The following is a 12,431-nucleotide window of genomic DNA, read 5'->3' as shown; positions in this document are numbered from 1 at the left end:
GGTAGCGCCGACCACCCGCGGGTGGTCGGCGCTACCGCTGGTTGTGAGGGCGCTGCTACACGCCCACCATGTCGACGACATCGGGAACGCGGTCGGGCACCGTGTCGATTCCGAGGCGGTCGGGGCTCGGGACGGTGTCGGCGGGAACCGACCCGTCGAGGAGTGCGGCCTCCTGCAGCTCGGCGAGCGCCAGCTGGTCGGCGACCTCGCGCAGCACCTGGGAGAGAGGAACGCCCAGCGCGCCGCAGATCGAGGAGAGCAGTTCGGACGAGGCTTCCTTCTGACCCCGTTCGACCTCCGACAGGTACCCCAACGAGACTCGGGCATCGGCCGACACCTCGCGGAGAGTGCGGCCCTGCCGCTGCCGGAGCTGCCGTAGCACGTCACCAAGTAGGTGACGAAGCAGGACCATCATTCGCGCTCCCTCCCACCGGTAGCGACCATCATAAAAACACCGTACCTGCCCTGGGCCCGATCGTCGCACCTCACGGCTTCCTGTTCGCTGGAGGGGTAACACGATCTTGGTGACGGTTTGTTCCCCCGATTCCGCGGATTGAACGGATCCGGTGGTCCTATTTCTGCCTGATCAGCCCTGCCGAATCGGCGAGCAGGCGCAGGGCCTGCAACGTTGTCGCCGTTCTGACCGCGTGCCGGTCTCCCGGAAAGGTGAACTCACGCACATCCGCGTGCCCGCCGGGTCCGGCGACGGCGATGTAGACGCGTCCCACGGGTCGGCCGTCCTGGGATTCCGGACCTGCGACCCCCGTCACTGCAAGACCGAAATCGGCCACCAATCTGTCCTTAACCCCCGTGGCCATGTGCCGCGCGACCTCGGGGTGCACGGCGCCCTCGCGCTCCAGCAGCTCCGCGGGTACCCCCAGGACACCGCTCTTGAGGTCGGTCGCATACGCGATGACACCGCCGCGGTACACGGCCGAGGCGCCGGAGACGCCGGTCAGCACCGACCCGATCATCCCGCCGGTGAGCGACTCGGCGGTGGCCGCGGTGGCCCCGCTCTCCCGCAGCAGCCTCAGCGCGGTCTCCGCGGCCGTTCGCACGGCGCCGGGCTCAGGAACGGATTCGGCCATCGCCCTGCCGCGCCCTAGCCCTGGGCGTCGCGGCGGGCCGCCCGGCGCAGCCGGACGGCCTGCACGACGTAGTCGACGCCGGTCCACAGGGTCACCACCAGGGCGGCGCCCATCAGCACGGCGGGAACGTAGAGCAGCGGCTCGGGCATCCAGCCCGGCATCGGGATGAGGTAGGCGGTGATCGCGACGATCTGCAGCACCGTCTTGAGCTTGCCGCCCCGGCTGGCCGGGATCACCCCGTAGCGGATGACGGCGAACCGCAGCAGGGTGATGCCCCACTCCCGGACCAGGATCGCGATGGTCACCCACCACCACAGCTCGCCCAGCAGCGAGAGCACGACCAGGGCGGCGCCGGTCAGCGCCTTGTCGGCGATGGGGTCGGCGACCTTGCCGAAGTCCGTGACCAGGTTGCGCCGCCGCGCCAGCTCGCCGTCGATCCGGTCGGTGACGGCGGCCAGCACGAACACCCCGAGCGCGGCGACGCGCCAGGCGGGGTGCTCCAGGAACATGAACACCACGAACAGCGGCACCATCACGAGTCGGCTCATGGTCAGCACATTGGCGATGTTCCACAGCGGCACGTGCCGGGGGACGGGGGCGGTGGGGCTGTCCTGCGGGCTCATTGCGTGTCCGCTGTGTCGGCGGCCGCCTCGCTCCGGCCCTCATGCGCCTCGGCCACCAGGTCGGCCCCGAACGCCTCGGTCACGGTCGCCGCCACCAGGTCGCCGACCTTCAGGCCGTCGCCGTGCACGATCGTGCTGCCGTCGACCTCGGGGGCCTGGTGCGCGGCCCGGCCCTCATAGGTGCCGTCGTCCAGTTCGGCCTCGATGAGCACCTCCACGGTGGACCCGATCCGCTCCTCCGAGCGCTGCGCCATGAGCTCCTCGGCCAGCCGGTTGAGCCGGTCCACCCGCTCGGCCACGACCTCGTCGGGCAGCTTGGCGTCGAAGTCGGCGGCCTCGGTTCCGTCCTCGTCGGAGTAGCCGAAGACACCGATGGCGTCCAGCCGCGCGGACTCCAGGAAGGCCACCAGCTCCGCGAAGTCCTCCTCGGTCTCACCGGGGAAGCCGACGATGAAGTTGGAGCGGGCTCCGGCCTCGGGGGCCGCCTTGCGGGCGGTCGCCAGCAGCTCCAGGAAGCGCTCCCGGTCGCCGAAGCGCCGCATCCGGCGCAGCAGCGGGCCGCTGGCGTGCTGGAAGGACAGGTCGAAGTAGGGGACGACGCCCGGGGTCGAGGTCAGCACATCGACCAGTCCCGGGCGCACCTCGGCCGGCTGCAGGTAGCTGACGCGTACCCGCTCGATGCCCTCGACCGCGGCCAGGCGCGGCAGCAGCCCCTCCAGCGCCCGCAGGTCGCCCAGGTCCTTGCCGTAGGACGTGGAGTTCTCGCTGACCAGGAAGAGCTCGCGGACGCCCTCGCCCGCCAGCCACTCGGCCTCGCGCACGACGTCGTCGGGGTGCCGGGAGATGTAGGCGCCGCGGAAGGCCGGGATGGCGCAGAACGTGCAGCGGCGGTCGCAACCGGAGGCGATCTTGAGGTTGGCCACCGGGCCGCCGGTCAGGCGGCGGCGCGGGATCCGCGGCCCCGACGCGGGCGCGACACCGTCGGGCAGCGGCTCGAACTCACCGTGCCCGGGGACGTGCGTCGCCGACTCGTGCCGCTCCACCGGGGAGATCGGCAGCAGCGTGCGCCGGTCGCGCGGCGAGTGCGGGGCCAGCGCGCGCCCGGCCACCACGTCGTCGAGGCGGTCGGAGATCTCGGCGTAGTCGTCGAACCCGATGACCTGCGCCTCGGGCAGCGCCTCGGCGAGCTGGGAGCCGTAGCGCTCGGCCATGCACCCCGCGGCGACGACCTTGGTGCCGTCCTCGGCGGAGTCGAGCAGGGCCTCGATGGAGTCCTGCTTGGCGGCCTCGATGAACCCGCAGGTGTTCACGACGACGACGTCGGCCTTCTCGCCGCTCTCGGCGTCGATCAGGTCCCAGCCTCCGGCCGAGAGCCGTCCGGCGAGTTCTTCGGAATCAACCTCGTTCCGCGCGCACCCGAGGGTGACGAGCGAAACGGTACGGCGCGATGACATGGCTTCCAAGGTTCGAAGACGGGTTACGAGGGTGCGGCGATACGCCACGGCAACCAGCCTAGACGCCCTCGTGAAGACTTCGTCCACACGGGCCGCGCCTCCCCCTCCCGCGCACGGCCCCGATCCTCGGCACTGCGCGGGCGCGCGCGCCGCCGCACCCGCCGCCCCGCACCGGGCCGACACCCCCTGCCCTGCCCCCGCACCGTGCGTGGCCTGGAAGGACGAGGGCGCCTCAGCCGTCGGAACCGTCCCCGGCCTGTGCGGCGTACTCCCGGTCGATGGTGAGCCGGGTCACCTCGCCGTCGACCCCGACCGCTCCGTGCTTCTCACCGTTGACCTCCAGTTCGACGCCCCCGGCGTTGCCCATGTGCAGGTACAGCTTCTCGGGGTGGGTCCACTCCTTGGTCTCACCGGCGCGCATGACGCCGGTGAACCGGTGCTTGCGGTCCCCGTCGATGACCCGCACCCAGCTGCTCGACCGGGCGTGCACCCGGATCTCGACCTCGTCGGGCAGCTCGCGCTCGCTGATCTGCCCGGTCATCGGCACCTCGCCCTGACGGCGGCTCTCCGCGGCGCGTTCGGCCTTATCCGCCCTGGTCTGGGCGACGTCGGAGGTGGCGGTGCGCAGGAAGCCGTCGTCCCCGTCGGCGCCGGGCCACGCGTGGACCGCCGAGATGACCGCGGCCGCTGCCAGCGCCACGGTCACCACGGCCGACCAGTAGCGGTGCGCCAGCGAGGTGAACGCGGCGACGATGCGGGTGCGCGCCGCCGCCAGGCGCTCGATGCGCTCATCGTCCCCCTCCTCCGGCAACGGGGGCGGCGGGACGGGCCGGACGTTCTCCGGGACGTCCTCCTTCTCGACCCGGTCGGAGACCGGGTCCTCGGGTGCGCGCCGGGGCCGCACCAGGCGGGCGCTGGTCTCCTCGCCCATCCCCTTGGCGGCCCGCACCGCCTCCGCCCAGCGCCCGAACACCTCGGCCGCGCGGGGTGCGGCCGCGCGCGAGGCGGTGTCCTGCTCGCCGCCGGAAACCGGCTCGGCCGGAAGGAGGGCGGCCTCCTCGTGGGTGGCGTACTCCCGGTCGTAGTCGTCGACCAGCCGGGCGTGGTCGATACCGAATTCGCGGCACACCGCTCGGATGTGGCCGCGCGCGTAGAAGTCCCCGCCGCAGGGGCCGAATTCGTCCCGCTCCATCGCGGCCAGAACCGTTGCTCTGATGCAGGTCCGGGAACTGAGGTCGTCGATCGAGTAGCCGGCCCGTTCGCGGGCAGCGGCCAGAGTCCGGCCGATCGTGGTCATGTCCGTCCTCTCCCCCCAAGAGCGACTTTTCTACGGACCGCTACGCAATCTGTACCCACTGTGCTCGGTGTGCCGCGTGAGGACGCTCAGACACTCCCGGTCGATCGGTTAAAAGTCGGTCAATGTGGTCCCCGCGTCCACCCGCCGACCTCGCGGCCCCTCCCCCAGGGCCCGCGAGGTCAGCCGCCGCGGATCGTCGCGAGGACACCGGGCAGCTCGTCGGGTGTGACCAGGACGTCGCGCGCCTTGGACCCCTCGCTCGGCCCGACGACGTCGCGGCTCTCCATCAGGTCCATCAGGCGCCCGGCCTTGGCGAACCCGACGCGCAGCTTGCGCTGGAGCATGGAGGTGGAGCCGAACTGGGTGGTCACCACGAGTTCGACGGCCTGCAGCAGCAGGTCGAGGTCCTCACCGATCTCCTCGTCGATCTCCTTCTTCTTGGCCTCTGCGGCGCCCACGTCCTCCCGGTAGCTGGGTTCGGCCTGCTTCTTGCAGTGCTCGACGATCGCCCGGATCTCCTTCTCCGAGACCCAGGCGTTCTGCAGCCGGATGGGCTTGCCCGCACCCATCGGCAAGAACAGGGCGTCGCCCTTGCCGACCAGCTTCTCCGCGCCGGGCTGGTCGAGGATGACCCGGCTGTCGCTGAGGCTGGAGGTCGCGAACGCCAGCCGCGAGGGCACGTTCGCCTTGATCAGGCCGGTGACGACGTCGACGCTGGGCCGCTGGGTGGCCAGCACCAGGTGGATCCCGGCCGCACGGGCGAGCTGGGTGATGCGCACGACCGAGTCCTCGACGTCGCGCGGCGCCACCATCATCAGGTCGGCCAGCTCGTCGACGATGACGAGCAGGTAGGGGTAGGGCTCATAGGTGTGCTCGCTCCCCGGCGGGGCGGTGAGCTCCCCGGTACGCACGGCGGCGTTGAAGTCGTCGATGTGCCGGAACCCGGAGGCCGCGAGGTCGTCGTAGCGCCGGTCCATCTCCCCGACCACCCACTGCAGCGCGTCGGCGGCCTTCTTCGGACTGGTGATGATCGGCGTGATGAGGTGCGGGATGCCCTCGTACATGGTGAGCTCGACCCGCTTGGGGTCCACCAGGATGAGCCGGACCTCGTCGGGGGTGGCGCGCATCATGATCGAGGTGATCAGGCCGTTGATGCAGGTCGACTTGCCCGCGCCGGTGGCGCCGGCGACCAGCACGTGCGGCATCTTGGCCAGGTTGGCCACGACGTTGGCGCCCTCGATGTCCTTGCCCAGGCCCACGAGCATGGGGTGGTCGTCGGAGGTCGCCGCCGCCGAGCGCATGATGTCACCGAGGCTGACGATGTCCTTGTCGGTGTTGGGGATCTCCACACCGATCGCCGACTTCCCGGGGATCGGCGACTGGATGCGCACCTCGGCGCTCTTCACCGCCAGCGAGATGTTCTTGGTGAGCGCGGTGACCTTCTCGACCTTGACGGCCGGTCCGAGCTCGATCTCGTAGCGGGTGACCGTCGGCCCGCGGGTGAAGCCGGTGACCTCGGCGTCGATGTTGAACTGCCGCATGACGCCGTCGAGCGCCGCGACCACGGTGTCGTTGGCCTTGGTGCGCGGCTTGGGCGGGGTTCCCGGCTTGAGCATCTGGGGCGCGGGGAGCTCGTAGTCGCCGTCGACGACCCGCGAGGGGATCGACAGCTGCTCGGCGGCCTCCGGCGCGGGCGTGGGGTCGGGCGGCGCGGCCGCCCGGGCCTTGGTCCGCTTGGCCGGCGGCTCGTCGGCGGCCGCGGCGACGACGGGGGTGTCGTAGGGGCGCTCGTTGTCGCCGGCGACGGTCACCGGTTCCTCGGGGTCCGGTTCGGGCCGCGGCTTGCGCTTGCGCTTGGGCTTGCCCTGCGGATCGAGCACACCGAGCCCGGCGTCGGGCCCGCCGTCGCGCTCCATCATCGGCCCGAGCAGCCCGGCAAGGCGCTGCGGGATGCGGTGGACCGGGGTCGCGGTGACGACGAGCAGGCCGAACGCGAAGACCATGCACAGCAGCACCGCGGTGATCCACGGCGTGATGAGGTGGCTCAGCGGCCCCGAGGCGGCGAAGCCGATGATGCCGCCGGCGGCCCGCACCTTGTCGGCTCCGTCCGCCGGCCAGGGGATGCCGTGCGCGATGTGGATGAGCCCGAGCAGCCCCAGCATCAGCGCCGAGTAGCCGATCAGGAGCCGGCCCACCTCGGTTTCGCTGCGGTCGGTGCCGGGCGTGCGCATGAGCCGCCACGCGAACGGGATGAACAGCAGGGGCAGCACAGGGGAGAAGGCGCCGAACGCGCCGACGACGACGGTGCGGGTGGCCTCGGGCAGCGGGCCGTCGGTGTCCCACCACACGGCGGCGGCGATGAGCAGGCCCAGGGCGAGCAGCACCATGCCCATGCCGTCGCGGCGCAGGTCGGGGTCGAGGTCGCGGGCGCTGCGCCCGACGGCGCGGGCGATGCCGCCGACGGTGTGCGCGAGCATGCGCCAGATGAACATCAGGGCCTGCCCCATCCAGACGAAGAACATCTCGATGGGCCCCTGCGGGGTCGGGGTCTTCCGGGCCGACTTGCGGGTGCGCGACGTGGACGATCCGGAGGTCCGGCGGGCCGGGGCCTTCTTCCGGCCCGAACCGCCGCTACGGGCCGCTCCACCACCGGAACGCTGGGAGGACTTGGGCGATCGGGTGGCCATGGCGCTCAGCCTACTAAGGAAGCCCGCGCAGATCAGCGCACATCGGCCCCGGGCGTGTCGCCCGCACCCGGGGCCGTCCTCTGTCGTCGATCTCGGGAACACGCCCCGGGAAATCGCCGGAACCCGAACCGTTCTCCCGAGACCGACGGAGGTGAGGGATCAGACCTCGACGATGACCGGGACGATCATGGGGCGGCGGCGGTAGTTCTCGTTCACCCACCGGCCGATGCCGCGGCGCACGAGCTGGCGCAGCTGGACCGGGTCGGCGATGCCGTCGGCCGCCGCGCGCTCCAGGGAGTCCTGGAGCTTGGGGACGATCTCGTCGTAGGCGTCGGGGTCGATACCGGCGCCGCGGGTGTGGATCTCCGGCTCGCCGACGATCTTGCCCGAGGCGGTGTCGACCGCGACGACGACGGAGATGAAGCCCTCCTCACCGAGGATCCTGCGGTCCTTGAGCGCCGACTCGGTGACATCGCCCACCGAGCTGCCGTCGACGTAGACGTAGCGCGCGGGAACCGCGCCGGTGATGCGCGCCCGGCCCCGGTGCAGGTCCACGACGACGCCGTCCTCGGCGATGCAGATGCGGTCCTCGTCCAGCCCGGCCAGCGCGGCGATCTTGGCGTGCGCCCGCATGTGCCGCCACTCGCCGTGCACCGGCATGAAGTTGCGCGGCCGCACCATGTTGTGCACGTACATCAGCTCGCCGGCCGAGGCGTGCCCGGAGACGTGCACGAGCGCGTTGCCCTTGTGCACGACCTTGGCACCCCACCGGATCAGGCCGTTGATCACCCGGTTCACCGAGTTCTCGTTGCCCGGGATGAGTGAGGAGGCGAGCAGCACGGTGTCGCCCTCCTCGATGCGGATCTGGTGGTCCCGGTTGGCCATCCGGGTCAGCGCCGACATCGGCTCGCCCTGCGAGCCCGTGGAGACCAGCACGGCCTCGCCCGGCGGCAGGTCGTCGAGCTGCTTGACGTCGACCAGCAGGTCTCCGGGGATGGTCAGGTACCCCAGGTCGCGCGCGATGTTCATGTTGCGGACCATGGAGCGGCCGACGAAGGCGACCTTGCGGCCGTGCGCCTTGGCGGAGTCCAGCACCTGCTGCACGCGGTGGATGTGCGAGGCGAAGCAGGCCACGATGATGCGCTGGTTGGACTGGGCGAAGACCTCGTCGATGGCGGGCGCGATGTCGCGCTCGCTGGTGACGAAGCCCGGCACCTCGGCGTTGGTGGAGTCGGCCAGCAGCAGGTCGACGCCCTCGTCACCGAGCCGGGCGAACCCGGCCAGGTCGGTGAGGCGGCCGTCCAGCGGCAGCTGGTCCATCTTGAAGTCGCCGGTGTGCAGCAGCAGGCCGGCCGGCGTGCGGATGGCCACCGCCAGCGAGTCGGGGATGGAGTGGTTGACCGAGAGGAACTCCAGGTCGAATTCGCCGAACGAGCGCCGCTCGCCCTCCTCCACCTGCACGGTCGTCGGCTTGATGCGGTGTTCGCCGAGCTTGGCCGAGAGCAGGGCGAGGGTCAGCCGCGAACCTACGAGCGGGATGTCGGCCCGTTCGCGGAGCAGGAACGGCACGGCGCCGATGTGGTCCTCGTGTCCGTGGGTGAGGACCAGGGCCTCGATGTCGTCCAGCCGGTCACGGATGTAGTCGAAGTCCGGCAGGATGAGGTCGACACCGGGCTGCTCCTCCTCGGGGAAGAGCACACCGCAGTCCACGATCAACAGCTTGCCGTTGTATTCGAAGACCGTCATGTTCCGGCCGATCTCGCCCAGACCACCGAGGGCGACGACCCTCAGCGCGTCCTTGGCGAGCGGCGGCGGAGGGCCGAGCTCGGGGTGCGGGTGACTCATGCGGATCCTTCCGTCAAGCGTTCCACTCCCACCACGCTGGCCGGGACGGCCTGGTGCGGCGCGAGGCCGGTCGGCCCCTTCACGCCCGCGGCCGCCAAGTCCTCACGCAGCAGCGCCTGCAGCTCGCCCGAGGCGTCCGCAAGCGGGGTGCGCACCGTTCCGCCGGGCAGGCCGAACATGTTCAGCACCGCCTTGGTGGTGATCACGCCCTGGGTGCGGAAGATCCCCGTGTACACGGGTGTGAGGCGGCGGTGGATGGCCAGCGCCATCGCCACGTCGCCGGACTCGTAGGCGTCGATCATGTCGTGCAGATCGGCGCCGACGATGTGGCCGACGACGCTGACGAACCCGCACGCGCCCACCGACAGCAGCGGCAGGTTGAGCATGTCCGAGCCGCAGTAGTAGGCCAGGTCGGTGCGCTCCATGACCCAGGAGCTGGCGCCGATGTCGTCCTTGGCGTCCTTGTTGGCGACGATGCGCGGGTGTTCGGCCAGCCGCACCAGCGTCTCCGACGCGATGGGTGTCCCGGTACGTCCGGGGATGTCGTACAGCATGACCGGCAGTTCGGCGGCGTCGGCGATCGCCGTGAAGTGCCGGATCAACCCCTCCTGGGGAGGCTTGTTGTAGTAGGGGGTCACGGTCAGGAGCCCGTGCGCGCCGGCGCGCTCGGCCGCCTTCGCGAGTTCGACGCTGTGCCGGGTGTCGTTGGTGCCGACACCGGCGACGACGGTGGCGCGGTCGCCGACGGCCTCCAGGACGGAGCGCAGCAACCGGTCTTTCTCGTCGTCGCTCGTCGTGGGCGACTCACCAGTGGTACCGCTGACAATGAGGCCGTCGTTGCGCTGCTCATCGACCAGATAGGCCGCGAGACGTGCGGCGCCGTCGTAGTCGACGTCGCCGTTCTCGTGCATGGGAGTGACCATCGCGGTCAACATCTGGCCGAAGGGCGCGTTCGGCTGAGAGCTGCCTGCCATATGCAAAACGTACCGCGCTCGGACCCCACCTGCGGCCACGCGACCCGGTCGAAGTGGATTTTTGCGGACGTAGGCCTATCTTCCGCTGCCTCTCCGGCATGTCGCGCGCCCGCGTGGCCATCCGGACTCACCACGCCCCGCGAGCCGGCGCGCGCGTGACGCACGCAACACCCCGCACGTGCGGCGGGGGTCCGCAGGACCCCGGGAACGGTAAGGGAGCCGGCACCCGAGGGGGCACCGGCTCCGCGGCGTCGGCGGGACCCCGGGGTCGTCCGGGACCGTCGTCCTTAGTCCTTGTCCGGCAGGAAGACGCTGAGCAGCCAGCTCACCACGGCGATGACGATCGCGCCCCAGAAGGCGGGCCAGAAGCCGTCGATGGTGAAGGGCAGGTCGAACAGGCCCGCGACCCACTCCGTGAGCATGAGCAGCAGGGCGTTCACGACCAGGGCCACCAGGCCGAGCGTGAGGACGTAGAAGGCGCATCCCACGGTCTTCACGATCGGTTTGATGACGGCGTTGACGAGACCGAAGATCACCCCGACCGCCAGATACACGACGATCTGCTCGGCGGGGTCCGTGGCTGCGACGTCGATCCCTTGGATCAGGAACACCGCCGCCCACAGGGCGATCGCATTCACGAGGATTCTGATGAAGATGCTCACGCCCTCGATATTCCCACGTACGGGCCGCTACGCGAACTCGACCGCCTGCTTTTCCGGGGAGATCCCGGGTCGTCCCCCAGGCGGGGCTCAGGGGCGCGGCGGGTCCGGATTTCCTCGACGGGGTGCGCCGGTGCGACGATGTGCCGAGTCGCCCCTCGACCGGATGTGAGCGCCCATGAGCGAACAGAGATTCGTCCGATCCGCCCGCGCGGAGGACATCGACCGCGTCGTGGCCGTCCAGGTCGCGGCATGGCGGTCGATGTACGGGGAGAAACTGCCCGGCCCCGTGCTCGACGAGCTCACCGGTGAGGAGGCGGGAGCGCGGTTCCGCGAGCAGTGGCTGGCGGCGGTGCAGAGCCCGCCGACGTCCCGGCACCGGCTGCTGGTCGCCACCGACGCGCGCGAGGTCGTGGGGTTCGCCTCCATCGGGCCGTCCGAGGACCCCGACCTGTGGCCCGGCACCGACGCCGAGATCTACGCCCTGCACGTCCACCCGGACCACCTGCGGCGCGGGCACGGCAGCCGCCTGGTCAACGCCGCCGTCGACCACCTCGTCGACGACCGGTTCCACCGCGTGGTCATCTGGACGCTGGAGGCCGACAACCGGCTGCGCGCCTTCGCCGAGGCCTCGGGCTGGCGGCCCGACGGCGCCCGGCGGGAACTGGAGATGGCCGGTGCGACCGTGCCGATGATCCGGTTGCACGCCGCCATCGGCGAGTGACGTCGCCGGTCACCGGGGGACGCGCCGCCCGCGCGGACGCGGCAGGGGTCGAATCCGGCGCTACGGTGGAAACGCGGCAGCGGAACCGCGCCGCACCCCAGCCGAGTAGTACCGCCGCCCGGGCACGTCAGCGCCCGGACGGACCTGTCACGACGTAGAAAGTGGGGCCGAGGCGTGGCCACGCTGAGCCAGTGGGTCGCGGGGGCGCGCCCGCGCACCCTGCCGAGTTCGATCGTCCCGGTCGCCGTCGGGACCGGCGTGGCCGTGGGAATCGGCGCACCCGTGTGGTGGAAGGCCCTGCTGGCGATGGTGGTGTCCCTGGCGCTGCAGATCGGCGTCAACTACGCCAACGACTACAGCGACGGCGTGCGCGGCACCGACACCGAGGAGCGGGTCGGCCCGCTCCGGCTGACCGCCGCCCGGCTGGCACCGCCCGAGCAGGTGTTCACCGCGGCGTGGGCGTGCTTCGCTCTGGCCGGGGTGGCCGGGCTGGTCCTGGTGGCGACGTCGTCCTGGTGGCTGCTGCTGATCGGGGCGGTGGCGATCGTGGCCGCCTGGTACTACACGGGCGGCAAGAACCCGTACGGCTACCGGGGCCTGGGCGAGGTGTCGGTCTTCGTCTTCTTCGGCCTGGTGGCGGTGGCGGGAACGGCCTTCGTCCAGCTGGGGTACGTGCCGTGGCAGGCGTGGGTGGCCGCCGTCCCGGTGGGCCTGCTGTCGTGCGCGGTCCTGGTGATCAACAACCTGCGCGACATCCCCACCGACTCCCGGACCGGCAAGATCACCCTGGCCGTGCGCCTCGGCGACACCCGGACCCGGAGGCTCTACCTGGCGTGCGTGGCCGGCGCCTTCGTGATCGCCCTGGCCGCCTTCCCGGCCAGCCGGTGGGTGGCACTGGTCCTCCTCGCGATCCCGCTCGCGGTACCGCCGCTGCGCCGGGTCCTGAGCGGCCAGACCGGCTCCGACCTGGTCCTCGGCCTGGGCGAGACCGGCAAGCTCCAGCTGGTCTTCGGCCTGCTCCTCACCATCGGCCTGTCCCTGGGCGCGCTCGGCTGAGCCCCCTGGGACGCAGCACCGGCG

General features: G+C 71.3%; 11 protein-coding genes. 2 read left to right on the top strand and 9 right to left on the bottom strand.

The features are described 5' to 3' along the window. Nucleotides 1-55 precede the first annotated feature (55 nt). The 9 genes from HNR23_RS04230 to HNR23_RS04190 all read right to left on the bottom strand — a co-directional run bounded on the left by HNR23_RS04230 (nt 56) and on the right by HNR23_RS04190 (nt 10,630). Nucleotides 56-415, bottom strand: coding sequence for a helix-turn-helix domain-containing protein (locus tag HNR23_RS04230; protein WP_184073681.1), 360 nt, complete (start codon nt 413-415; stop codon nt 56-58). 157 nt (nt 416-572) lie between these two features. After that, nucleotides 573-1,088: a CinA family protein gene (locus HNR23_RS04225; RefSeq protein ID WP_184073679.1), complete on the bottom strand. Its 516-nt coding sequence runs from the start codon at nt 1,086-1,088 to the stop codon at nt 573-575. Between the two features lie 14 nt (nt 1,089-1,102). Beyond that, nucleotides 1,103-1,711, bottom strand: a complete 609-nt coding sequence (gene pgsA, locus HNR23_RS04220; protein ID WP_184073662.1) for a CDP-diacylglycerol--glycerol-3-phosphate 3-phosphatidyltransferase — start codon at nt 1,709-1,711, stop codon at nt 1,103-1,105. Next, the gene (gene rimO, locus HNR23_RS04215) at nt 1,708-3,165 is read right to left on the bottom strand and encodes a 30S ribosomal protein S12 methylthiotransferase RimO (protein WP_184073660.1); all 1,458 of its coding nucleotides are present in this window, start codon (nt 3,163-3,165) and stop codon (nt 1,708-1,710) included. Before rimO ends, pgsA begins: the two co-directional genes overlap by 4 nt. Nucleotides 3,166-3,397: 232 nt before the next feature. After that, nucleotides 3,398-4,462, bottom strand: coding sequence for a helix-turn-helix domain-containing protein (locus tag HNR23_RS04210; protein ID WP_184073658.1), 1,065 nt, complete (start codon nt 4,460-4,462; stop codon nt 3,398-3,400). A 179-nt stretch (nt 4,463-4,641) separates the two neighbouring features. Next, the gene (locus HNR23_RS04205) at nt 4,642-7,149 is read right to left on the bottom strand and encodes a DNA translocase FtsK (RefSeq protein ID WP_184073656.1); all 2,508 of its coding nucleotides are present in this window, start codon (nt 7,147-7,149) and stop codon (nt 4,642-4,644) included. A 159-nt stretch (nt 7,150-7,308) separates the two neighbouring features. Next, nucleotides 7,309-8,994, bottom strand: a complete 1,686-nt coding sequence (locus HNR23_RS04200) for a ribonuclease J (protein ID WP_184073655.1) — start codon at nt 8,992-8,994, stop codon at nt 7,309-7,311. Further along, complete coding sequence (gene dapA / locus HNR23_RS04195) at nt 8,991-9,968, bottom strand: 4-hydroxy-tetrahydrodipicolinate synthase (RefSeq protein ID WP_184073652.1); 978 nt, start codon at nt 9,966-9,968, stop codon at nt 8,991-8,993. Before dapA ends, HNR23_RS04200 begins: the two co-directional genes overlap by 4 nt. 287 nt (nt 9,969-10,255) lie before the next feature. Then, entirely contained in the window at nt 10,256-10,630 is a 375-nt protein-coding gene (locus tag HNR23_RS04190; protein WP_184073650.1) for a phage holin family protein, read from the bottom strand. A gap of 175 nt (nt 10,631-10,805) precedes the next feature. Here HNR23_RS04190 and HNR23_RS04185 point away from each other — a divergent pair, with 175 nt between their 5' ends. Next, entirely contained in the window at nt 10,806-11,351 is a 546-nt protein-coding gene (locus tag HNR23_RS04185; protein WP_184073648.1) for a GNAT family N-acetyltransferase, read from the top strand. Between the two features lie 174 nt (nt 11,352-11,525). Then, nucleotides 11,526-12,407, top strand: a complete 882-nt coding sequence (locus HNR23_RS04180) for a 1,4-dihydroxy-2-naphthoate polyprenyltransferase (RefSeq protein WP_184073646.1) — start codon at nt 11,526-11,528, stop codon at nt 12,405-12,407. Nucleotides 12,408-12,431: the final 24 nt, after the last annotated feature.

The sequence above is a fragment of the Nocardiopsis mwathae genome (genome assembly GCF_014201195.1).
Classification (GTDB): Bacteria; Actinomycetota; Actinomycetes; order Streptosporangiales; family Streptosporangiaceae; genus Nocardiopsis_C; species Nocardiopsis_C mwathae.
The sequence above is the reverse complement of the archived record's forward strand: the minus strand, read 5'-3'. Positions and strand labels throughout refer to the sequence as shown.

Bases quoted from the DNA above. Each gene is read 5' to 3' on its own strand.
- dapA (WP_184073652.1), bottom strand. From the start codon at position 9,968: ATGGCAGGCAGCTCTCAGCCGAACGCGCCCTTCGGCCAGATGTTGACC.
- HNR23_RS04205 (WP_184073656.1), bottom strand. From the start codon at position 7,149: ATGGCCACCCGATCGCCCAAGTCCTCCCAGCGTTCCGGTGGTGGAGCG.
- HNR23_RS04185 (WP_184073648.1), top strand. From the start codon at position 10,806: ATGAGCGAACAGAGATTCGTCCGATCCGCCCGCGCGGAGGACATCGAC.
- HNR23_RS04200 (WP_184073655.1), bottom strand. From the start codon at position 8,994: ATGAGTCACCCGCACCCCGAGCTCGGCCCTCCGCCGCCGCTCGCCAAG.
- rimO (WP_184073660.1), bottom strand. From the start codon at position 3,165: ATGTCATCGCGCCGTACCGTTTCGCTCGTCACCCTCGGGTGCGCGCGG.
- HNR23_RS04210 (WP_184073658.1), bottom strand. From the start codon at position 4,462: ATGACCACGATCGGCCGGACTCTGGCCGCTGCCCGCGAACGGGCCGGC.
- HNR23_RS04230 (WP_184073681.1), bottom strand. From the start codon at position 415: ATGATGGTCCTGCTTCGTCACCTACTTGGTGACGTGCTACGGCAGCTC.
- HNR23_RS04225 (WP_184073679.1), bottom strand. From the start codon at position 1,088: ATGGCCGAATCCGTTCCTGAGCCCGGCGCCGTGCGAACGGCCGCGGAG.
- pgsA (WP_184073662.1), bottom strand. From the start codon at position 1,711: ATGAGCCCGCAGGACAGCCCCACCGCCCCCGTCCCCCGGCACGTGCCG.